We start from the raw sequence: 24,062 nt of genomic DNA, 5'->3' as shown, positions 1-24,062 counted from the left end.
ATAATATTATTTAAACGCTGTTACAATTAATAATGCTAAACTGGTAATGACACTTCCTATACTTACCCATTCTCCCGTTGACATTTTTTTAGTTTCCGGTTTTTCAGGAACAACTATTTGAGAATCCGGAGTAACTTTAGGATATGATCTGAAAAACAAAAAGGAACCTGTTACTGAAGCTTTTCCATTAGGATAAATGATATATGCTTTTTTCTTCCAGCCTTTACTATCAACCCCTCCAACTGCATTTATATAATATTTAAAGCTTTTTCCGCTTCTATAAGGAATTTCAGAATTAAGCAATACGTTTCCTGTAACTTTAACTCCTTCATTTAATGTAGAAACTTCTATTTCATCATCAGGAAATAAAGTAACATTTGAATAATGCTCTTTATCTTTTACAATTTTTTTCCAATCCAAAGGAATTGTTGCATATTTTAATTCCTCTTTAAGTTTTTTAACCAGATCTTCTTTCAATGTGTCGTTTTTAGACAAATTCAAGTCAACTCTTTTTATGTCGTCAATCTGTTCTTGTTTAATAGGCCTTTTAATTTTCATTCCCTCTAAGTTAGCAACAGATGTTAAGCCACCTGCCCTCATCACTATATTGTAAACAGACTCTTTTTTATTAGCCAATACATATTTTCCAGGATAGGCAACAGCTCCACTAATGTTTACCATTTGTGGTTTTTCATATACAGCCATTCTTCGAATATTAATAACATCAAATGGTTTTAAGACAAAGTTTTTTACCTGTTCATTATTATCAGCTGTAATTTCTAATTCTACTAATTCTATACGTTTTGGATTAGCATCATCAATTTCATCCGATTTTATCATTCTGGCAATTTCTACTCTTTTTGAAGCAGAACCTGTCAAACCTCCAACCTGAACCACTAAATCATTCAATGTCAGATTATCATAATAATCATACTCTCCCGGATTTTTCACTTCGCCATCAATAGTAACTTTATATTCTTCTCTAAAATCTAAAATAGAATATACTGTTACTTCATCTTCTCTTTTTAGTTCAATATCAGCATTTAAATCTCCTGATAAAGCGCTTGCTAAATCAATATTTACTATTTCTGTTGTCAAATCAGATTTTAAACGAATTATTCGGGCTCTTTTCGTATAAGCATCTTCTTTAAGACCTTCTGCTCTTGTAATAAGGTTTGAAATTCTCATCCCTTCATTAAAAGAATAATAATTGGGCCTAAAAACGGCTCCTTCTATTTTTATACGGTTTTCAAATCGGTTTAAAATTTTAGTAATCTTGAAAACATCACCAGATTGAGGGACATAAGTAGAAAATTCACTTTGATTAATATCATGAACTTTAAATTCTTTGCCTGTTTTTTGCAAAACATTCACTGAAGCAGTATAAGCAAAATCATTAAATCCTGAAGCAAAATTTAATAGATCTGTGAATTTTTCTCCTTTTTTCATCTCGAAAACTCCAGGTCTTTTAACTTGCCCTTCAACTGTAACCCTTTGTGAATAAACCGGAATTCGTATCACATCATTTTCTTTTAAAGACACATTATCAGACTGATCACCTTTAACTAAAAAACGATAAATATCTATGTTTTTATAAACTTTATTATTTCTAATTAATTCAATATTTCTGTAACTGCCATTTTTCCCCGGTCCCCCTGCTAAATGTAAAGCATTATATACTGTCGCCAAAGATGAAATCGAATAATTACCAGGCTGTTTTCCTCCGACAATAGTAATTTTAATAGTTCTAATTCGGCTTAAACTAACACTTACCTGAGATTGTCCGGATCTTACAGTACTGTAAACTTTTGCGATTGCCGCTTTTATTTTTTGAGTTGCTGCTTCAATTGATATTCCCGAAACTGAAATTTGTCCAACATACTGAATAGTAATTTTTCCTTCTACACTCACAGGGATGCTTGCATTATATTCCTGTACTCCGTAAACACTTACCTGAAGTTCATCGCCCGGCCCTAAAACATAATTCATTGGAGTAGCAAGATTCGAATCAGGTTCGAAATTCAATGTTGGATTATCAAACAATTCAGAACCAAATATTAAAGCATTTGCAGAATCCTTAACTTTATTATTTACAATTTTATCCTGTGCACGCCCAGACTCTTTTTTGTTTGCTATACTATTTTCACTGTTTTTTTTATTTAAAGCATTTACTGCTCCTTCATTTATTCTTCTCTTTAATTTTGCAAATTCTGCCCCACTCATCCCTTTTGATAAAGCCATAGATTCAGCTTGTTCAATAGTCATGTTATTGGTTTGCAGTTGAGTTCGTATTTTAGCAATATCATTATCAGATAAATAGTCTACTTTTAAAGTACTCAAATCACTTGATTTCATTAAATCCTGAGCATTTACTTGAAAAGAAAGTAAAAAAGTAAAAAAAAATAAAAGTACAACGGTTATATTTTTCATATTTAATGATATTTTGATTTTAATAAAAAATTCAAATCAGTATAGAATTTTTTAAGAATATTGCTTTTTATAATAATCTTTATAAGCCCCAGAAGTTACATTTTTCAACCATTCTTCATTGTTTAAATACCAATTAATGGTTTTTTCTAAACCTTCTTCAAAAGTTACTGAGGGTTTCCAACCTAATTCTTTATTAATTTTAGAAGCGTCAATCGCATAGCGCAAATCATGTCCCGGTCTGTCTTTTACATAAGTAATTAACTTCTCAGAAGTTCCAGAATCTCTTCCTAACTTTTCATCCATAATCTGGCATAATAATTTGACCAAATCAATATTTTTCCATTCATTAAAACCTCCAATATTATACGTTTCATGGTTTTTCCCTTCATGAAACACCAGATCAATTGCAATAGCATGATCTTCTACAAAAAGCCAGTCACGAGTATAATTACCATCACCATAAACAGGTAATGGCTTATTATTGATAATATTATTGATGAAAAGTGGAATTAGTTTTTCAGGAAAATGATATGATCCATAATTATTAGAACAGTTTGTTAAAACATAAGGCAGTCCGTAAGTTTCGCCATAAGCTCTTACAAAATGGTCTGAACTTGCTTTTGAAGCGGAATAAGGCGAGTTGGGATCATACGGAGTAGTTTCTGTAAAAAGGCCTTCAGTTCCTAAAGAACCATAAACTTCATCTGTACTGATATGATAAAATCTCTTTCCTTCAAAATTATCTTTCCATTGTTTTTTCGCTGCATTAAGCAAATTCATAGTTCCAATAACGTTTGTTTTTACAAATGCCAATGGATCTTCTATTGATCTGTCAACATGAGATTCTGCTGCTAAGTGCAATACACCATCAAAATTGTGGTTTAAAAAGAGTTCATTAATAAAAGTTTCATCAACAATATCTCCTTTTACAAAATTATAATTGGGTAGATTTTCAATGTCTTTAATGTTTTCCAGATTCCCTGCATAAGTTAAAGCATCCAGATTGTAAATTTGATATTCAGGATATTTATTTACAAAACGTCTTACTACATGTGAACCGATAAAACCAGCACCACCAGTTATAAGGATTTTTTTCATTTTATTAATTTAATAATTCTGAGTTTTGTTTTTCCAATGCGCTATATATGTCTTTTACGTCCTGAGAACTCTCTTTTTGCAAAATTAAATTAGCCGTAGCTGTATAAACAAAAATCGTGTTTTTTAATCCTAAAAAAGTAGTGTATTTATCACAACCGATAACCATATTGCCGTTTTTATCTATTGGATGTCCTTTTGAAACCAAATAATCATAAACTGATTCAAAGGAACCTAAATCTGACCATGAAAATGATGCAGGAACAACTTTAATTTTCTTACTGCGTTCCATAACAGCATAATCAATACTGATAGATGGAATTTCCAAAGATGCATCTAAATCTAAAAAACCCTCTTTGCTTGACTCCCAAACTATCTTAGACTTTTCATAAACTTCAGGCTGAAATTGTTTCAATTCATCGAGAAGAACACTTGCTTTAAAACAAAACATTCCGCTATTCCATAAGAAATTACCTTTTGCAATAAAATCTTTAGCCGTTGTCTCGTTTGGTTTTTCTCTAAATGAAATAACCTTATCTCCTTTTGATTCTATATAACCATAACCTGTTTCTGGTTTGGTTGGAATGATTCCAAAAGTTACAATAAAACCTTCCCTGGCTTTTGAAATTGCCAGATTTATAGCATTATTATAATCTTCCATTTTATCAATAATATGATCAGATGGTGTTATAATCAATATATCTTCCGGATCTGAAGCAAAAGCGGCAAATGCAATCGCAGCAGCCGTGTTTCTTGGGGTAGCTTCAACGATATTAATATATGAAGTTTTAGATTTCTCCATTACCACACCACTTAAATGATGGTTATCAACATTTCCAACTACCATCACATTATTTGCCAGATGACTATTTCGTTCAACAGTCATTTCAAACAAAGATTTTCCTTCAAATATCTCCAAATATTGCTTAGGCTGACTTTTACGAGAAAGCGGCCATAATCTACTACCTACACCTCCAGTTAAAATAACATGTGTAATTGAATTGTTTTCGTTCATTTTTTTCTAAATAAAAAAAGAGTTTAAAAACTATAATCTATTATCAGCTATAGTTCCTAAAACTCCTTTTACATCATATATTAAACTATTTGCTTTTTGAATTTCTACAAAATCTAACTTTAAAAATTCAGAATGCGCTACTCCTAAAACTATTGCATCAAATTTTTCTTTTGGAACAATATTTATAGTTGTTAATCCATATTCTTTTTTAACCTCTTCAATATTTGCTATAGGATCATATATTGTAACTGAAATTCCGTATTCTTTTAACGCTCTTACGACATCTACGATTTTAGTATTGCGAACATCCGGACAGTTTTCTTTAAAGGTAATTCCAAGCATCAAAAGTTCTGCATTGTTTACCGAAACACCTTTTTTTATCATTAGTTTTACTACCTGAGATGCTATATACTCGCCCATGCTATCGTTTAAACGGCGTCCGGCCAAAATTATTTCAGGATGATATCCAAATTCTTGTGCTCTTTGTGCCAGATAATAAGGATCAACACCTATACAATGCCCGCCTACTAAACCTGGTTTAAAAGGCAGGAAATTCCATTTTGTTCCAGCAGCTGCTAATACTTCCTGAGTATCTATATTCATTAAATTGAATATTTTAGCAAGCTCGTTTACAAAAGCAATATTAATATCCCGTTGTGAGTTTTCAATTACTTTAGCCGCTTCAGCAACTTTTATTGTAGGTGCTAAATATGTTCCCGCGGTAATAACCGATTTATAAAGTGCATCTACTTTTAAGCCTATTTCAGAGGTAGAGCCAGAGGTAATTTTCAGAATTTTATCTACAGTATGCTCTTTATCTCCGGGATTAATTCTTTCTGGTGAATATCCTGCAAAAAAGTCTACATTAAATTCTAATCCTGATATTTTTTCTAAAACCGGAACGCATTTCTCCTCTGTTACACCAGGATAAACTGTAGATTCATAAATTACAATGTCACCTTGTTTTAGTATCTTACCCACTGCCTCACTCGCTTTATACAACGGAGTTAAATCTGGTCTATTATTTCTGTCAACAGGGGTTGGAACAGTAATTATAAAATAATTACAATTGGCAATATTTTTTATATCTGAAGTACAATAAAGACCTTTTTTTTCATTTACTGTATCAATTAATACGTCTTGTAAAACAGCGTCTTCAACTTCTAATGTCGTATCGATTCCCTGCTTTAAACTTACAACTCTTGATTCATTAATATCAAACCCTACTACAGGATATTTTGTAGCAAATAAACGAGCCAAAGGCAAACCTACATAACCTAATCCAATAACGGCTATTTTCACGTTATTATTCATATTTTTCCTTAATTTCGTTTGTAACATTGCACGGCTTCGCAATCCAAAGTCACATTTATGACATGAATATCGAAGAATTCAATTTCAGCAAATATAGCACAATAAGTCAATTTTATCAACCCTTAAAAAATCTTATAATTAACCTAAAAAATTAACTTTAAAAACCTATAAGTCAGCAAACAAAAAAGAATCTGACCAAAAAAAAAGCTAAAAATCACTAAATTTAATGATTTTCGCTTTCTTTAATTTTATCTCAATCGTAAATCTCAATAACCTTTTTAAACAAAGAAGTGATCGTTTTTTTTTATTTAAAATTACAAAACATCTTTTTTATATTTTATTTTTAAAACACACCCTAAAGATTCTAAAACCAAAATATAATGAGTATTTGTTACCTCTTGAACAATTGCATCCTGACTATTAAAAACTCCAGTTTCTAGTTTTATCTTATCTCCTTTTTTATATGGCTCTACAGAAATATCCAAAATTTTGGTATCTGAAAGGCTTTTTTTAATCGTTGCAATTTCTTCATTTCGAACGATTGCCGCTTTTCCTAACCAAAATAAATAACGTATTGTCCCTGCAACCTGAAATACTGAATTCCTATCTTTATCTGATAATTGAACAAAAACATAAGAATTAAAAAGAGGAACTTCAACTTTTTTCTTTCTGTCAGACCATTGTTTTACCTGAGTAATTAAAGGACAATAGCATTCAATTCCTATTTCATTTAACTTTTCGGCAACTTTTTTTTCCCATTTAGGTTTCGTATAAACAACATACCAATTCATGTGATTTATTTTTTAAGAACCTATTGCATTGTAAATAAAACCAATTGATTTTAATTCTTTGGCATTTAATATATTTCTTCCATCAAAAACAAAAGCCGGCTTTTGCATACCATCATATATTTTTTGCCAATCGTATTTTGTAAATTCATCCCATTCTGTAAGTATTGCAATAGCATGTGCGTCTTTACATGCCTCATAAGGATTTTCAAATGTTAAAACAGCATCCTCATTTTCTGAAGACTTTCTCGTTTCTAAATAATCTAAATCACTTAAAATTTTATTTTTTGACACCTTTGGATCATAAACTGAGATTTTTGCCTGCTCATTAATCAAATCATCTGCTACATATATTGCCGCAGATTCACGAGTATCATTTGTATCTTTTTTAAATGCCCATCCTAAAAAAGTTATTTTTTTATCGGCTACTGTGTTATACAAAATCTGAACAATTTTATTTGAAAATCTTCTCTTTTGATAATCATTCATAATGATTACCTGCTCCCAGTAATCAGCAACTTCATTTAATCCGTAAGATTTTGCAATGTAAACCAAATTCAGAATATCCTTTTGAAAACAAGAACCTCCAAATCCTACAGAAGCCTTTAAAAACTTAGAACCAATACGACTGTCCATTCCAATAGCGCGAGCCACCTCATTTACATCTGCACCCGTTTTCTCACACAATTCAGACATTGCATTAATCGATGATATACGTTGCGCTAAAAAAGCATTTGCTGTAAGTTTAGATAATTCAGACGACCAAACATTTGTTGTTAGAATTTTATCTTTACTCACCCAATTAGCATAAACATTAACTAAAGCATTAATTGCAGCTTGTCCCTCCGGTGTTGAATCTCCTCCAATAAGAATTCTATCTGGATTTAATAAATCTGTAACCGCAGTTCCTTCAGCTAAAAATTCAGGATTAGAAAGAATCTGAAACTGAACTCCGTTTCCGGTATTATCCAAAATACTTTTTATAGCTTCGGCAGTACGTACAGGTAAAGTCGATTTTTCTACTACTATTTTATGGCTTTTAGAAACTTTTGCTATTTGTCTGGCACACAATTCTATATATTTCAGATCAGCAGCCATTCCTTTACCTTTTCCATAAGTCTTGGTTGGTGTATTCACAGAGATAAAAATAACATCTGCCTCATCAATAGCCTTATCTACATCGGTCGAAAAGAAAAGATTTCTACCTCTCGCCTCAGCTACAATTTCAGAAAGACCAGGCTCATAAATTGGAATATTATCTGTATTTGGATCATTCCAGTCTTTAATTCTTTGTTCATTCAAATCAACAACAGTTACTTGAATATGTGGACATTTTTGTGCAATTACTGCCATCGTTGGACCTCCTACATAACCTGCACCGATGCAACAAATTTTTGTGATTTTCATATTTTCTTTATATGCTTCCTTTTTATTTTAAATTATTCCAGTACCAATATACTGCCTCTTTCAACCCTTCATCAAGTGAATATTGAGGATTATATCCCAACATTGTTTTTGCTTTTTCTATACTTGCTAATGAATGTGGAATATCTCCAATTCTTGTTTCACCATAAACAATAGGCACATCTGCTATTTTTGAATCAAATTCGGTTAAATACTTTTTCAAATATTGAACTAAATCATTCAAAGTATTTCTATCTCCAAATGCTGTATTATAAACAGTATTAGTAGCTTCAGCATTATTAGACGAAATTGCCAGAGCATTCATCTGAATTACATTATCAATATAAGTAAAATCTCGTGAGTAATTTCCGTTACCATTAATCACCGGACTTTCGTAATTCATTAATTGCATTACAAATTTAGGAATTACTGCTGCGTAAGCACCTTTAGGATCTTGTCTTCTTCCAAAAACATTAAAATAACGCAAACCAATAGTTTCTAATCCATACGTTTTACTAAAAATTTCAGCATATAATTCATTTACATATTTAGTTATTGCATAAGGAGATAATGGTTTTCCTATTACTTCTTCTACCTTAGGCAAGCCTTGTGAATCACCATACGTAGAAGAGCTTGCTGCATAAATAAATCGCTTTACTTTTGCATCACGTGATGCAACCAGCATATTTAAAAATCCTGAAACATTAACCTCATTAGTTGTAATCGGATCATTTATTGATCTTGGCACAGAACCTAATGCTGCCTGATGCAATACATAATCTACTCCATTAACAGCCAAATTACAATCAGATATACTTCGAATATCACCTTCAATTAATTTGAAATTCGGATTTGTTATAAAACCGTTTAGATTGTGATGGTGACCCGTTGAAAAATTATCTAAGCAAATTACTTTTTGCCCCGAATTTAAAAAATATTCGCACAAGTTAGAACCTATAAAACCAGCTCCCCCCGTTATTAAAATAGTATTTTGAATGTTTGCTTTCATCTATTTTAAAATATTATTTTTTAAATGTTTTTAAAATATTATTTAGAAAACTTACTTTCTTTTCTTCATCATGATAACCATTTGAATACGCCCCATAACTGCCATAATACCCATAACCATATGTCGATCCGTATTTAGCCTTATTTTCAAAACCATTCAAAACAATACTAACGTTACTTAACTCACCTCTTTTGACACGATTATTCAATAATGTAATCATTTCTTTTTTCGAATAATTTTGCCTTACAACATAAAGTGTAACATCACTAAACTGAACCAATTCTAATGCATCAGCAACAAGGCCAACCGGCGGTGTATCTAGAATAATATAATCATACGTTTTTTTCAGTTCATCAATAAACTCTCCCATAACTTCGCTTATAATTAATTCTGAAGGATTAGGAGGAATAGGCCCCGAAAGAATAACATCCAGATACGGAATTTGAGTCTTATTCACAATTTCTGCCAGGCTCTTTTGTTTAATTAAATAGTTAACAACTCCATATTGGTTCACCAGATTGAATTCGTCTGCCAATCTTGGTTTTCTTAAATCCATTCCAATTATAACCGTCTTTTTTTCACTCAAAGCAAAAACTGTTGCAATATTTATAGAACAAAATGTTTTTCCTTCACCACTAATAGACGAAGTAATCATTAACGTTTTGGCACCGTCAAGCTGCTTTTTTTTGTACAAAAATTGTAATGACGAGCGAATTCCTCTAAAAGCTTCCGATAATGCAGATTTTGGTTTTTGGAAAACTGCCAAACTTGTATCTTCTCTATTTACCCCCACAATACCAATTAATGGTATTTGCGATTGTTTACTAATATCCTCAGTATTTTGAATTGTATTGTTAATAAAGAAAAGTAAAAAAACGATGATTAAAGGAATTAAAAAACCTAAAAATAATGCCAATACATAATTTACAGATGTTTTCGGACCAATAAGTCCTCCTCCAATATCTTTTGCAGTATCTATAAAATGAATATCTGACAAATTAGATGCTTTTACTATATCTGCCTCATTTCTCTTTTGAAGAAATGTACTATAGATATTATCACTTAAATCGTATTTTCTTTTAATTTTCAGTAACTCTTGCTGTTCTTCAGGAAGTCTTTTGATGGTACTCTCACTTTCGCCAATTTTATTACTGATTAAGGCTAAATCATATTGCAAAGATGATTTAGCTGTTGCTATATTTTCCAGCAAAACATTCTTTATAGCAATCATTTGATTATCAAAATCTTTAAAAATCTTATCGCTCTTTACGGCATAAGACATTTCAGATCTTTGTGTTGACAGGGCAATAAGTTTTGAAATGTTAGTAACTATATTAGGATCTTCAATTCCGGCAACGGACGGAGCAGGCAGCTTAGAATAGTCTACACTATTATTAAGATAAGCTTTTAAGGAATTATAGTAAGCTATTTTACGTGTTATTCCATCTTTTTCGACATCAAATTCTAAAATTTTATCTGAAATTTTTTCGCCGCCCTGTTCTATTGTATATATATTTTTATCTTTTCTGAAAGTCTTAAGCTCATTACCTGTTTCTTTCAGTTGAGACTCCATTGCTACAAGTGTACTGTCAATAAAATTTATCGTATTGGTTGCAAACTGATTCTTACCATCTAACTGAATCTTAATCAACATCCTAACAGTAGAATTCAAATATTCTACCATCCTTGCTTTATTTGTCCCCTGTAATGATAATGCCAAAATTGAGCCGGATTTTTGATCAGCATCTACTCCTATTCCGCGGTAACGGGAAACAGTACTGTTAAAATCATTAAATCTGACAAAATATTCTTTTCCTTTATAAATACCGGGATTATCTACTATTTCAAGTTTCCAATTTAAAAATGGCAACACAACCCTCTCTCCAACTTTGTATCTTTTAACAAACTCTACAGGCTGAACAGCTGTATTACTATAAGTATTATCCGAATAGGTAAGCAATGAAACTGAGTTATTTTCAAATGGAACTCTAATTTCATATTCATTTGGGCTTAAAAACTTAACACTAATTAATGTCCGGGCTAATTGTGGTTTTGTTTTATCGATATTAACATAAAAAGGGACAGCACCATACACATCAAGCATATTATACTTGCCTTTTTCAAGATAGTCTATATAATACTGCAACTTATCTACTACCAATTCATTATGAGACCTAGACTGCAGAATAGTCGAAATACCACTTACCTGATCTGAAATACCTCCCCAATTAAAAACCAGACTTGTATTGGAAGTAAAAAAAGGATTACTTTCTTCTTTAATTGAAATTAAAGTCTGCATTGCATAAATCTTTTCCTTACGAATATTAACCTGGTAAGCAATGGTAAAAGCAATAATCAAACTCACCAAAAATAATTTCCAATACCCAGCTATTTTCAGCAAAAAACCTTTAAAATCAAAGCTTGGATGATTTTCAAAAATGGAAAAATCTTTTATATCTAACATCTTTTGTATTTCGTTTTAATTTTTCAATAATAAATAAACGGTTGTCGCCAAAGATAATAAAGTTATAATTGTACCTACAGATTGTATTCCTGTCTGACCGGTACCCCAGGTTTTTTGTTTTAGTGGCTTTACATAAATATAATCATTAGGCTGTAAGTAATAGTAAGGAGATTTCATCACATTTACATCTGTAAGATCGATATCATTCATTTGTACTCCTGTAGGTGTCTGGCGTATTATAGTTACCGCTTTTCTATTACCCACAGTAGTGATATCTCCTGAATTTGCAATAGCCTCCATGATGTTCACATGCTCCTGAAATAATGTTTTAGTACCTGTAGATCCCACTTCACCGTTTATTGTATATCTGAAACCTGCTAATTTTACGGTTACAAATATATTTGCCTCTGCCTTAAAGTATTCTTCCAATAATTTTTTTTCAATTCTAACACGTACTTCTTCAAGTGTGTATCCAATTACATTCATTTCTCCTAAAATTGGCATTCTAATATTTCCATGATCATCCACATTAAATCCATTGAAATATAATCCCGTTTCAGATTTTCCAGTACTGCTGTTAACCTCCTCTGAAGGCTTAAAAATAGCTATTAACTTAGAATCTATTGCTTTGATATCTATACTTAAAACATCGTTAACTTGTAACCTGTAAGGCTTTGATTCAACCGCAGAAACTGTAGTTCCATTAGTAGATGTTCCTTTATCCTGTAAATACACTAAATCTTTTACAGGAATACATGATGTAAAAAACGTACTAATTAATAATAAATAAAAACAGTTTTTTGTCATTTTTAAAATTTTATAAGCAAATATAACCATTCCTGTAATCTTCAGGAAATCTCGCTTAATTCGCATTTATTTAATTGTTTTTGAATGTTTTTTCAAAAGGTACACGATGCAAAATACTTCGACCTAATGTTACTTCATCAGCGTATTCTAATTCATCTCCTACTGAAATTCCTCTTGCTATTGTAGAAATTATAATTTCAGAATTGGAAATTTGTTTGTAAATATAAAAATTTGTCGTATCACCTTCCATAGTAGAACTTAAGGCAAAAATAATCTCAACAACTTTACCCAACTTTACTTTTTCAACTAAACTTAATATATTCAACTGACTTGGACCAACTCCCTCTATTGGAGAAATTTTCCCTCCTAAAACATGGTAAATCCCTTTATACTGCCCGGTATTTTCTATAGCCATCACATCCCTGATATCCTCTACAACGCAAATAGTCTGATGGTTTCTTGATTGATTAGCACAAATTTCGCACACTTTTGTATCCGAAATATTATGACAATTTTCGCAAAACTTTATATCCTCACGCATGTTTAAAAGCGCCTGAGACAAAAAACCTGTTTGCTCCTTGGGCTGTTTTAATAAATGAAGCACTAAACGTAATGCTGTTCTTTTACCAATTCCAGGCAACTGAGACATTTCGTTTACAGCTTTTTCTATTAATTTTGATGAAAATTCCATGAAGACAAAAATAACATTTTTAATGGTTTTCAGGCTTTTGAAAGTACTAAAACAAAAAATCTTAAATCCTCTAAACCTCTCGCAAAACAACTTTTCCAGCCCAGATAGCAGCGGTATCCTTTTACTGGCTTCTTTAGACAGAAAAAGATAAAGCGGATAGCTGGATTAGCTCCTTAAAAAACTAATATTGATTAGTTGCTAATAAAACCAGCGTACAAGCAACTTCTGCCTTAATATTATTCAATTCCAATAATTGATATAACTCAGGATTCTCAGCACCAGGATTAAAAACTACTCGTTTAGGCTGTGCCTCGATGATATAATTATAATAATCTCGCTGACGAACCGGATTTAAATATAAAGTTACTGTATCTATATTTTTGACAGGAATGGCTTTAGTATGAATTTTCACACCTGCTACTTCGCCTGCATTTTGACCTATTGCCAAAACTGTATGTCCTTTTTGAGTAAGCATATTTATTGCTTTAAAAGCATAACGTTCCGGTTTTGTAGTTGCACCAAGAACTAAAGTTTTTTTATTTTTCATTATTTCTGAATATCCCACAAAAGTAATCAAAAAAGAGCGGATTTCCTGCTCGTTATTCATTTAGAGTCATAAAGGCGAAAAAACAATATCCTAACATCATTTTAGAGTAAAATATTAAAATTTAATTACTTTTACCTTATCAACCCAAACACATTATGGATTTATTCATTTACTTATTTGCCGCTCTTTTCTCTGTTTTAAATCCAATTGGTACTGTACCTATATTTGTAGGACTAACCCATGACGACTCAGATAGTGAAAGATCCAGAATTTCATTGTGGACCGCTATTAATGTTTTTATTATTTTGATCGTTTCTTTTTTTATCGGGCAATATGTGCTGACTTTTTTTGGGATTAGTATTGATGCGCTTCGAATTGCCGGTGGTTTGGTAATTTTAAATTCAGGATTTTCATTGTTATCCGGAAAAATAAGCAAGAAAAGAGGAATCAACAAAAAGATTGAAAATGATGCACAAAAAAGAAACGACATTGCATTAACCCCTTTAGCAATTCCGATGCTGGCCGGGCCGGGGTCTATCTCTTTATTAATTGCTTTTTACCAGGAACATCATGAAGTAGGAGAAATAATAATTTCAAGTTTAGCTATTTTAGCAATTGCAATTACAATTTTCATCATTTTAAAAAGCGCACATTACTTAGCCCGTATTTTAGGAGCTTCAGGCATTGTTGCTATTTCCAGAATTATTGGCTTCATTGTAATTGCAATAGGAATTCAGTATATCGTGAGTTCTATAATCAATATCGTAAAAGGGAATTTGATGTAAATTCTTTGAACATTAAAACACAAAATCCAAATCCCACACTGTAATTATTCAGTTTTTGGAATTTGGATTTTTTATTAATTCTTTTAAAAAAAATTAATTCTTTGGCAGGAAAACTTCAGCCATCATACATCTTGCACTTCCTCCACCACAAGCTTCAATAGTATCTAAACTTGAGCTTAAAATTTCTGCATGATTTTCTAATTGCTTAATTTGTTTTTCCGTTAAGCTTTGATGTGCCGATGTACTCATAACAATATATTTTTTATCATTTGACCCTCGAACTTCCAACATATTACCTGCAAAATTATTCACTTGTGCTTCTGTAATTAAAATAATTTCTTTTTGGTCAGCTTTTAGATTTTCTAAAACCATTTTGCGTTCTTTTTTATCATCGATGCTATCTGCACAAATAACCGCAAAAGTTTCACCTATACACATCATTACATTAGTATGATAGATTAGTTTTCGTTCTCCGTCAACTGTTTGAAAAGCTTCAAAAATTACCGGAGCATAGTCAAAATCTTCGCAGAATTCAATAAACAATTCTTCATCCGCACGAGGCGACAAAGCACAATATGCTTTTCCGTTTGCTCTGTCTAAAAGCAAACTTCCTGTCCCTTCAAGAAAAATACCATCTTCTTCTGCAGAAGTATAATCCATAATATTGCTAATCTCAAAACCTTTTTCTTCAAGAGTATCCAAAATATCCTCACGACGTTCCTGACGACGGTTTTCAGCAAACATAGGATACAAGGCCACATCTCCATTTTCATGAAAAGAAACCCAGTTGTTTGGAAAAACACTATCTGGCGTATCAGTTTCTAAAGTATCTTCTACAACGGTAACATCAACCCCAACAGTTCTTAACTTCTCTACGAAAACATCAAATTCCTGTTGCGCTTTTACATTTACTGTACTTGGCAAAAGTCCGTCTAATACTTTCTGATAATAGTTATTTACTGCCGTTTGTTCATTCATTCTGAATGCAACCGGACGAATCATTACGATTGAATTTGTAGTTTGTTTCATTTTCTATTTTTGTTTTTTTTGTTTCAGGTTTCAAGTTTCAGATTTTACGTCGCTACAAACTTGGAACCTGAAACCTGAAACAAATTTTAGTCTCTAATTAAAGGCAATGTTGAACATCTTAGCAATCCTTCCTGTTTTGCTATTTCTGCATATGGAATCTCTTCAACTGTAAAACCATTAGCACGTAACCAATTATTTAATCTCGTGAAATTCTTTTCGGAAACGACAATATTTTCATCGATTGAAAACACATTCGAAAACATATTATACATTTCATTTCTTTCGATATGAAATAAATTTTCCTTTCCAAAAAGATTAACTAAATACAAATAATCTGCTTCTTCACGAAAACCTCTTTTATAAATAATACCCTTATTTTTTCCAACAGGCTGAAAACAGCAATCTAAATGTAAAGCATTGTCACGGGCTTCTAATTTTGATTTTACCAAATCAAATTCTTTAACAATTTTAGTTGGAAACAAATTTTTAATATAATTTACTCCCTGCATATTAGTCCTTGCCGTAATATAATCTTTATAATCGCTCCCTTTATAGGTTCCAATAAAAATATGATCATTCCAAAGCATAACATCTCCGCCTTCAATATGAACTTCTTCAGGTGGACGAACCACTTTTAAAGGATTTATTTGATCAATTACGTATTGAATTGCTTCAAGTTCACGCTCCCTATCCGGCAAAATATTTGATTTAACAAAGATATCATCAATTACAAAACCAATATCTCTGGCAAAAATCTGATTGTAATTTTTAATCATTTCCGGACGATAAACAGCTACATTATACTTTTGAAAAATAGCATTGAAGGCATCCATTTCAGCAATCATATCTTTTTCTACAGGATATGTTCCGGCTTTAATATGTTCCAATGATTTAGGATCATAGGCTTCTTCTAACAAAGGAGTTGGTCCATTATGAACAGCAGAACCCAAAACTACAGCGCGTAACCTTGATGTTTCGTTCTTTACATTTAATTGCAACATAAATATTAGATTTTGTTGCAAATATAAAAAAAGCTTCACAGTTAAGTGAAGCTTTCATTTTATTTATTTGATTTAAAATCTCTCAAAGGATGACCAGTATAAATCTGTCTTGGTCTTCCAATTGGTTCTTTATTTTCTCTCATTTCTTTCCATTGTGCTATCCAGCCAGGCAACCTTCCAATAGCAAACATTACTGTAAACATATCTGTTGGAATACCTAAAGCTCTGTAAATAATTCCAGAATAGAAATCTACATTTGGATATAAATTTCTTGATTTGAAGTAATCATCTTCAAGGGCAGCAGCTTCTAATTTTTTTGCAATCTCCAAAATTGGATCTTCAACACCTAAAGTTTCCAAAACTTCTTTAGCAGCCTTTTTAATTATTTTTGCTCTTGGATCAAAATTTTTGTAAACTCTGTGTCCGAATCCCATTAAACGGAAAGGATCATTTTTATCTTTCGCTTTCGCTAAGAATTTATCAGTATCTCCACCATCTTTATTGATTTCTTCCAGCATTTCTAACACTGCTTGGTTTGCACCTCCGTGAAGAGGTCCCCAAAGAGCAGAAACTCCTGCAGATACTGAAGCAAACAAACCAGCATGAGAAGACCCTACCATTCTTACTGTAGAAGTAGAACAATTTTGCTCATGATCTGCATGAAGAATAAATAATTTATCTAAAGCATTAACAATAACCGGATTTGCTGAATAAGGGCCTGTAGGTAATTTGAACATTAATTGCATAAAACTTTCTACATATCCTTTTGTATTGTCATAGTAATTCAAAGGATAGCCCATTGACTTTCTATATGTCCATGTAGCAATTACAAGAAATTTAGCCATTGTTTTACAAATAGCCTCGTACATTTCTTTTTCGTTATCAACATTTACCGCTTTTGGATTAAATGCTGTTAAAGCACTTGTTAAAGCAGATAAAACACCCATCGGGTGAGCTGTTTTTGGAAAACCATCGATGATATTTTTCATTTCTTCGTTTACCAAAGAATGTTTTTTAATACCATTTTCAAATTCTTCTAATTGTGCAGCAGTAGGCAACTCACCAAAAATCAAAAGATAAGAAACCTCTAAAAAACTTGCTTTCTCTGCAAGATCTTCGATGGAATACCCTCTGTAACGTAAAATTCCAAGTTCTCCATCCAGAAAAGTGATTCCACTTTTGCATGAACCAGAGTTTTTATAACCAGGATCAATAGTAATAATACCAGTTAAGTCACGTAATTTGTTAATATCGATAGCCGATTCATTTTCGCTTCCTGTTATTACCGGAAGTTCAATTTTCTTACCATCTACTTCTAATGTAGCTATTTTTGACATAATATATGGGAAATAATTCTTTAAAATAATAATTTATCAAATCTAAGGAATTTAAGACTAATTAAAAAAAGAATAATACTATGAATTTGTTAAAACTCCAAAAAAAAACCATTCGTTTACACGAATGGCTTGATTCTACAATATAACTCTTACAATTATTTGATTTTAAAAGCATTTAACCCCGGAAAATAAGCGGTACTCCCTAATTCTTCTTCAATTCTCAACAATTGATTGTATTTTGCCATACGATCAGAACGAGAAGCAGAACCTGTTTTTATTTGCCCACAGTTTAAAGCTACAGCTAAGTCAGCAATTGTATTATCTTCAGTTTCACCAGAACGGTGAGACATTACTGAAGTATAACCAGCATTTTTAGCCATATTCACAGCAGCAATAGTTTCTGTCAAAGTACCAATTTGATTAACTTTTACTAAAATTGAATTCGCAATACCTTTTTCAATTCCTGTTGACAAACGAGCAACGTTAGTTACGAATAAATCATCACCTACTAATTGTACTTTATCTCCAATTTTTTCAGTTAAGTATTTCCACCCGTTCCAGTCATCTTCATACATACCATCTTCGATAGAGATAATTGGATACTTAGAAGCAAGCTCAGCTAAATAATCAGCTTGCTCTTCAGAAGTTCTGATTTTTCCAGTTTCACCTTCAAATTTAGTATAATCGTATTTACCGTCTACATAAAACTCAGAAGCAGCACAATCAAGAGCGATCATAATTTCGTCTCCAAAAGTATAACCCGCTTTTTCAACCGCTAATTTGATAGTATCCAACGCATCTTCAGTACCACCTGCTAAATTTGGAGCAAAACCACCTTCATCACCTACAGCTGTGCTTAAACCTCTGTCATGTAAAACTTTCTTCAAGCTGTGAAAAATTTCAGTTCCCATTTGCATAGAATGTGTAAAAGAAGTTGCCTTTACAGGGAAAATCATAAATTCTTGAAATGCAATCGGAGCATCAGAGTGAGAACCACCATTGATGATATTCATCATTGGCACTGGCAATGTGTTAGCAGAAACCCCACCAACGTATCTGTATAATGGCAATCCTAGCTCATTTGCAGCCGCTTTTGCAGCCGCCAAAGAAACGCCAAGAATCGCGTTAGCACCTAATTTTGATTTATTTGGAGTTCCGTCTAAATCGATCATCAATTGATCAATCGTGTTTTGTTCGAAAACAGACGTTCCAACTAATTCTTCAGCAATAACAGTATTTACATTATTCACTGCATTCAAAACTCCTTTTCCAAGATAAGCTTTACCTCCATCACGTAATTCAACAGCTTCGTGCTCTCCAGTTGAAGCTCCAGACGGAACCGCTGCTCTACCTAAAACACCATTTTCAGTTACTACATCAACTTCAATAGTAGGATTACCTCTGGAATCAAGAATTTGTCTTGCGTGAACTTTAATTATAATACTCATTATTTTTGTTTTTTTATTAGTAAATTATATTTTTTTTTCGAAATTATAAAAAAATTTAATAGTAAAAACGTATTTTAACTATTAAACCCCTTTATTTATTAACTACATCGTTTTAGATGAAGCTCCTTTTATATTCTCAACAAACTGATCGAATAAATATGACGAATCGTGTGGTCCAGGGCTAGCTTCTGGATGGTATTGTACTGAGAAACAGTTTTTGTTTTTCATTCTCATTCCAGCTACTGTACCGTCATTCAAATGCAAATGGGTAATCTCTAAATCTGGATGATTATCCAAAGCTTCTTTGTTTACTGCAAAACCGTGATTTTGAGAAGTAATTTCACCTTTTCCAGTAATAAGATTTTTTACCGGGTGATTGATTCCTCTGTGACCGTTGAACATTTTATAAGTCTGAACTCCGTTTGCCAAAGCAATAACTTGATGACCCAAACAAATTCCAAACAAAGGTTTGTCATTTGCCAAAATTTCTTTCGCCACCTCAATAGCTCCAAAAAGAGGATCAGGATCACCCGGACCATTTGACAAGAAATAACCATCTGGATTAAATTCTGACAAGTCTTTATATGTAGAATTATATGGGTAAACTTTTATGTAACAATCTCTTTTTGCAAGATTTCTAAGGATGTTCTTTTTTATACCAAGATCTAAAGCTGAAATTTTATAAGTAGCATTTTCGTCTCCAAAAAAATAAGGCTCAGTAGTCGAAACCTTTGATGCCAACTCTAAACCTTCCATGTTTGGCACATTAGCCAATTCTTTTTTCAAATCTTCAATCGAAGTACCATCCGTACAAATAACAGAATTCATCGCTCCATTATCACGTATATAACTTACTAGTGCACGTGTATCAACATCCGAAATACAGATTAAATTTTGTTTTACAAAATAATCTTCTAAACTTCCGTAAGCATCTTCTCTTGAATAATTAAAGCTAAAGTTTTTACAAACCAGACCAGCAATTTTGATACTATCGGATTCAATTTCTAAATCATTAACACCGTAATTCCCAATATGCGTATTGGTTGCTACCATAATTTGACCAAAGTAAGAAGGATCTGTAAAAATCTCCTGATATCCTGTCATTCCAGTATTAAAACAAACTTCACCAAAAGTCTTACCGCTAATACCGATAGATTTTCCGTGAAAGACAGTCCCATCGCTTAGTAATAAAATGGCGCTTTGTCGTGTAGTATATTTCATTCTTAAATTTGTATTGTTTTTTTAATCGTATTCTGAAACCGTTTTTAATCAATTTCATTTGTAGTTAAATATTCCGCAAATTTACTTCTTTAAAAGAGTGTCTCCAAGATTTTTTAAAAATTTCATTCATAAAAATAAAACCTCGCACAGTAAATAAGTTAAATTTGAAATTTATATAAAAAAATCAAAAAAAAAGGATAAACTAAAAATTAGTCTATCCTTGATTTTTATAGAATCATTACTTTCATAATTATTCAGAAGCTTCAGTTGTCGATTCTGATTCAGCTGCAGGAGCTTCTGGAGTAGTCTCCTCAGCTTTTTTAGCTTTACCACCACGACGGCTTTTTGCTTTTTTAACTTCTTTTTTACCTCCATTGTAAAGTTCATTGAAATCCACAAGTTCGATCATTGCCATATCAGCATTATCTCCCAAACGATTTCCAACTTTAATGATACGAGTGTATCCACCTGGACGGTCACCAACTTTAGCAGCTACGTCTCTGAACAAGTCAGTTACAGCATATTTACTACGTAAGTAAGCAAAAACAATACGACGATTGTGAGTCGTATCTTCTTTTGATTTTGTGATTAAAGGCTCAACAAATTGTTTAAGCGCTTTAGCCTTAGCAACAGTAGTATTAATACGTTTGTGCTCGATAAGAGAACAAGCCATATTAGCCAACATAGCTTTTCTATGTCCAGTCTGTCTGCTTAAGTGATTGAATTTTTTTCCGTGTCTCATTGCTATTTTAAATTTAATCCCGCAAGCGGGATTGAATTATTCTTTATCTAATTTGTATTTAGCTAAATCCATCCCGAAAGTTAAATTTTTAACCGCTACAAGTTCATCTAGCTCTGTTAAAGATTTTTTACCAAAATTACGGAATTTCATTAAGTCATTTTTATTGAACGATACTAAATCACCAAGTGTATCAACTTCAGCCGCTTTCAAGCAATTTAATGCTCTAACAGATAAATCCATATCAACAAGCTTAGTTTTAAGCAATTGTCTCATATGCAATGACTCTTCATCATACGATTCTGTTTGTGCAATTTCGTCAGCCTCGAGTGTAATTCTTTCGTCAGAAAATAACATGAAGTGGTGAATTAAAACTTTAGCAGCTTCAGTAAGAGCGTCTTTTGGATTAATAGAACCATCAGTTTTAATTTCAAAAACTAATTTTTCGTAATCTGTTTTTTGCTCTACACGAAAGTTTTCAATTGCATATTTTACATTTTTTACCGGAGTAAAAATTGAATCTGTAAAAATAGTACCAATTGCCGCATTTTGTTTTTTGTTCTCCTCAGCAGGAACATATCCTCTACCTTTTTCGATTGTTAAATCGAAGTTCAATTTGATCTTTGAATCTAAATTACAGATAACAAGGTCTGGATTCAGTACTTGAAAACCTGAAATAAATTTTTGAAAATCACCTGCCGTTAATTGATCTTTACCTGAAACAGAAATAGTAACTGCTTCATTATCTATATCTTCAATTTGACGTTTGAAACGCACTTGCTTCAGATTAAGTATAATTTCGGTAACATCCTCAACAACACCTGAAATAGTAGAAAACTCATGATCTACACCCTCGATACGAACAGATGTAATTGCATAACCTTCTAATGCTGAAAGCAAAACTCTTCTAAGTGCATTACCAACTGTCAATCCATAACCAGGTTCTAAAGGTCTAAATTCGAATTTACCTTCAAAATCGGTTGAATCGATCATGATAACTTTATCGGGCTTTTGAAAATTAAATATTGCCATAAATTTCGACTAAGTCAATTATTATTTGTTGTACAACTCTACGATTAATTGTTCTTTAATGTTTTCTGGAATTTGAAGTCTTGCAGGTACAGAAACAAAAGTTCCTTCTTTAAGATCATTATTCCAAGTAATCCATTCATAAACATGACTTGAATTTGATAAAGAACGTTCGATTGCCTCTAAAGATTTAGATTTCTCACGAACAGCAACTTTATCACCAGGCTTAAGGTGGTAAGAAGGAATGTTTACAACTTCTCCGTTTACAGTAATATGTCTATGAGAAACTAATTGTCTAGCACCTCTACGAGATGGAGCAATTCCCATTCTAAAAACAACATTATCTAATCTTGCTTCACACAATTGTAAAAGAACCTCACCAGTAACACCTTTAGTAGCTGATGCTTTTTTGAATAAACCTCTGAATTGTTTTTCTAAAATTCCATAAGAATATTTAGCTTTTTGCTTTTCCATTAACTGAACAGCATACTCAGATTTTTTACCTCTTTTTTTAGCCATCCCGTGTTGTCCAGGTGGGTAATTTCTTTTTTCGAAAGATTTATCATCTCCGAAGATTGCTTCGCCAAATTTACGAGCAATTCTAGTTTTAGGACCAGTATATCTTGCCATTTCAAAAAATTAATTTAAGGTAGAGATTATGAATTCAGGTCATATCCTTCGATAATCGTTTATTCTACCTTGTTATACTTAAATAAATTATTATACTCTACGTCTCTTTGGAGGACGACAACCGTTGTGAGGCATTGGAGTAACATCGATAATCTCAGTAACTTCAATTCCTCCGTTATGAATAGAACGGATAGCAGACTCACGTCCGTTACCTGGTCCCTTAACATAAACCTTAACTTTTTTAAGTCCTGCCTCAAGAGCTACTTTACTACAATCTTCTGCTGCCATTTGAGCTGCGTACGGAGTGTTCTTTTTAGAACCTCTGAAACCCATTTTACCAGCTGAAGACCAAGAAATAACTTCACCTTTCTTGTTTGTCAAAGAAATAATGATGTTGTTGAAAGTGGCAGAAATATGAGCTTCACCCGTTGATTCAACGATAACTTTACGTTTTTTTGCAGTTGCTTTAGCCATATTACTTATTATTTAGTTGCTTTTTTCTTGTTAGCAACAGTTTTTCTTTTACCTTTTCTAGTTCTAGAGTTGTTTTTAGTTCTTTGTCCTCTTAACGGAAGACCAGATCTATGACGGATACCTCTGTAACATCCAATATCCATTAAACGTTTGATGTTTAAAGAAACCTCAGAACGTAATTCTCCTTCAATTTTGAACGCTCCAACAGCTTCACGAATTGCTCCGATCTCGTCATCATTCCAATCTTGAACTTTTTTATCTTGGCTAACCTGAGCTTTTTCTAAAATCTCAATAGCTCTACTTTTTCCTAATCCGAAGATATAGGTAAGTGCAATAACACCTCTTTTGTTTTTTGGGATATCTACCCCTGCTATTCTTGCCATAATTATCCTTGTCTTTGTTTAAATCTAGGATTCTTTTTGTTTATTACGTACAGTCTCCCTTTTCTACGCACGATAATGCACTCGGCACTTCTCTTTTTTACTGATGCTCTAACTTTCATAGTGAATTTGCTTTAGGCTTTAGGCTTTAGGCTTTAGGCATAAGTTTATTGCTTAATGCTTATTGCCTATTGCTTACAGCTTTTTAATATCGATAAGTAATTCTTGCTTTTGACAAATCATAAGGGCTCATTTCTAGTTTCACTTTATCACCAGGTAATAATTTGATATAATGCATTCGCATTTTTCCAGAAATATGAGCAATTACAATGTGTCCATTTTCTAACTCTACACGGAACATCGCATTTGATAATGCTTCAATGATTGATCCGTCTTGTTCTATTGCTGATTGTTTTGCCATAAAT

General features: G+C 32.3%; 24 protein-coding genes. 1 reads left to right on the top strand and 23 read right to left on the bottom strand.

Annotated elements, in window-relative coordinates; all coding sequences use genetic code 11:
- Positions 1–6: 6 nt before the first annotated feature.
- The 11 genes from FLV_RS03600 to FLV_RS03550 all read right to left on the bottom strand — a co-directional run bounded on the left by FLV_RS03600 (position 7) and on the right by FLV_RS03550 (position 13,564).
- Positions 7–2,430: an SLBB domain-containing protein gene (locus FLV_RS03600; protein ID WP_243230793.1), complete on the bottom strand. Its 2,424-nt coding sequence runs from the start codon at positions 2,428–2,430 to the stop codon at positions 7–9.
- 51 nt (positions 2,431–2,481) lie between these two features.
- Positions 2,482–3,528, bottom strand: coding sequence for a dTDP-glucose 4,6-dehydratase (rfbB, locus tag FLV_RS03595; protein ID WP_243230792.1), 1,047 nt, complete (start codon positions 3,526–3,528; stop codon positions 2,482–2,484).
- Between the two features lie 4 nt (positions 3,529–3,532).
- Positions 3,533–4,540, bottom strand: coding sequence for a mannose-1-phosphate guanylyltransferase (locus FLV_RS03590; RefSeq protein WP_243230790.1), 1,008 nt, complete (start codon positions 4,538–4,540; stop codon positions 3,533–3,535).
- Between the two features lie 30 nt (positions 4,541–4,570).
- Positions 4,571–5,854: a nucleotide sugar dehydrogenase gene (locus FLV_RS03585; RefSeq protein ID WP_243230787.1), complete on the bottom strand. Its 1,284-nt coding sequence runs from the start codon at positions 5,852–5,854 to the stop codon at positions 4,571–4,573.
- Between the two features lie 314 nt (positions 5,855–6,168).
- Positions 6,169–6,645 (bottom strand): UpxY family transcription antiterminator, encoded by a 477-nt coding sequence (locus tag FLV_RS03580; RefSeq protein ID WP_243230784.1) that lies wholly within the window; start codon positions 6,643–6,645, stop codon positions 6,169–6,171.
- A gap of 12 nt (positions 6,646–6,657) precedes the next feature.
- Entirely contained in the window at positions 6,658–8,049 is a 1,392-nt protein-coding gene (locus FLV_RS03575) for a UDP-glucose 6-dehydrogenase (protein WP_243230783.1), read from the bottom strand.
- 22 nt (positions 8,050–8,071) lie between these two features.
- On the bottom strand, positions 8,072–9,055 hold the full coding sequence (locus tag FLV_RS03570) for an SDR family oxidoreductase (RefSeq protein WP_243230782.1): 984 nt from the start codon (positions 9,053–9,055) through the stop codon (positions 8,072–8,074).
- A gap of 13 nt (positions 9,056–9,068) precedes the next feature.
- On the bottom strand, positions 9,069–11,519 hold the full coding sequence (locus FLV_RS03565; protein WP_243230780.1) for an exopolysaccharide transport family protein: 2,451 nt from the start codon (positions 11,517–11,519) through the stop codon (positions 9,069–9,071).
- Positions 11,520–11,534: 15 nt separating this feature from the next.
- Positions 11,535–12,326 (bottom strand): polysaccharide biosynthesis/export family protein, encoded by a 792-nt coding sequence (locus FLV_RS03560; protein WP_243230777.1) that lies wholly within the window; start codon positions 12,324–12,326, stop codon positions 11,535–11,537.
- Between the two features lie 70 nt (positions 12,327–12,396).
- Entirely contained in the window at positions 12,397–13,017 is a 621-nt protein-coding gene (recR, locus tag FLV_RS03555) for a recombination mediator RecR (protein ID WP_243230772.1), read from the bottom strand.
- Between the two features lie 181 nt (positions 13,018–13,198).
- A complete protein-coding gene (locus FLV_RS03550; RefSeq protein ID WP_243231383.1) occupies positions 13,199–13,564 on the bottom strand; it encodes a CoA-binding protein in 366 nt (121 codons plus the stop codon).
- A gap of 155 nt (positions 13,565–13,719) precedes the next feature.
- Here FLV_RS03550 and FLV_RS03545 point away from each other — a divergent pair, with 155 nt between their 5' ends.
- Entirely contained in the window at positions 13,720–14,349 is a 630-nt protein-coding gene (locus FLV_RS03545; protein WP_243230768.1) for a MarC family NAAT transporter, read from the top strand.
- A gap of 93 nt (positions 14,350–14,442) precedes the next feature.
- On the opposite strand, the gene ctlX is transcribed toward FLV_RS03545, so the two are convergent.
- From ctlX to infA, 12 genes are all read right to left on the bottom strand, one after another.
- Complete coding sequence (gene ctlX / locus FLV_RS03540) at positions 14,443–15,378, bottom strand: citrulline utilization hydrolase CtlX (RefSeq protein WP_243230766.1); 936 nt, start codon at positions 15,376–15,378, stop codon at positions 14,443–14,445.
- Between the two features lie 86 nt (positions 15,379–15,464).
- Complete coding sequence (locus tag FLV_RS03535) at positions 15,465–16,379, bottom strand: dimethylarginine dimethylaminohydrolase family protein (RefSeq protein ID WP_243230762.1); 915 nt, start codon at positions 16,377–16,379, stop codon at positions 15,465–15,467.
- Between the two features lie 59 nt (positions 16,380–16,438).
- Positions 16,439–17,716, bottom strand: coding sequence for a citrate synthase (locus tag FLV_RS03530; protein ID WP_243230760.1), 1,278 nt, complete (start codon positions 17,714–17,716; stop codon positions 16,439–16,441).
- A 155-nt stretch (positions 17,717–17,871) separates the two neighbouring features.
- Positions 17,872–19,164: a phosphopyruvate hydratase gene (eno, locus tag FLV_RS03525; RefSeq protein ID WP_243230758.1), complete on the bottom strand. Its 1,293-nt coding sequence runs from the start codon at positions 19,162–19,164 to the stop codon at positions 17,872–17,874.
- A 102-nt stretch (positions 19,165–19,266) separates the two neighbouring features.
- A complete protein-coding gene (gene carA / locus FLV_RS03520) occupies positions 19,267–20,385 on the bottom strand; it encodes a glutamine-hydrolyzing carbamoyl-phosphate synthase small subunit (protein WP_243230756.1) in 1,119 nt (372 codons plus the stop codon).
- Positions 20,386–20,635: 250 nt separating this feature from the next.
- A complete protein-coding gene (gene rplQ, locus FLV_RS03515; protein ID WP_029272056.1) occupies positions 20,636–21,127 on the bottom strand; it encodes a 50S ribosomal protein L17 in 492 nt (163 codons plus the stop codon).
- A 36-nt stretch (positions 21,128–21,163) separates the two neighbouring features.
- Entirely contained in the window at positions 21,164–22,156 is a 993-nt protein-coding gene (locus FLV_RS03510; RefSeq protein ID WP_026109818.1) for a DNA-directed RNA polymerase subunit alpha, read from the bottom strand.
- A 21-nt stretch (positions 22,157–22,177) separates the two neighbouring features.
- Complete coding sequence (rpsD, locus tag FLV_RS03505) at positions 22,178–22,783, bottom strand: 30S ribosomal protein S4 (RefSeq protein WP_007803679.1); 606 nt, start codon at positions 22,781–22,783, stop codon at positions 22,178–22,180.
- A 90-nt stretch (positions 22,784–22,873) separates the two neighbouring features.
- Positions 22,874–23,257 carry a 30S ribosomal protein S11 gene (gene rpsK, locus FLV_RS03500; RefSeq protein WP_007803677.1) on the bottom strand — a complete coding sequence of 128 codons (384 nt, stop codon included), beginning with the start codon at positions 23,255–23,257 and terminating at the stop codon, positions 22,874–22,876.
- An 8-nt stretch (positions 23,258–23,265) separates the two neighbouring features.
- The gene (gene rpsM / locus FLV_RS03495; protein WP_089055322.1) at positions 23,266–23,640 is read right to left on the bottom strand and encodes a 30S ribosomal protein S13; all 375 of its coding nucleotides are present in this window, start codon (positions 23,638–23,640) and stop codon (positions 23,266–23,268) included.
- A 2-nt stretch (positions 23,641–23,642) separates the two neighbouring features.
- On the bottom strand, positions 23,643–23,759 hold the full coding sequence (gene ykgO / locus FLV_RS03490; RefSeq protein ID WP_002987490.1) for a type B 50S ribosomal protein L36: 117 nt from the start codon (positions 23,757–23,759) through the stop codon (positions 23,643–23,645).
- Positions 23,760–23,842: 83 nt separating this feature from the next.
- Positions 23,843–24,058 (bottom strand): translation initiation factor IF-1, encoded by a 216-nt coding sequence (gene infA / locus FLV_RS03485; RefSeq protein WP_007136545.1) that lies wholly within the window; start codon positions 24,056–24,058, stop codon positions 23,843–23,845.
- Positions 24,059–24,062 lie beyond the last annotated feature (4 nt).

It is taken from the genome of Flavobacterium pectinovorum (genome assembly GCF_022802975.1).
In the GTDB taxonomy this organism is placed as follows: domain Bacteria; phylum Bacteroidota; class Bacteroidia; order Flavobacteriales; family Flavobacteriaceae; genus Flavobacterium; species Flavobacterium pectinovorum_B.
This window is presented reverse-complemented; position numbering and strand designations above follow the sequence as displayed.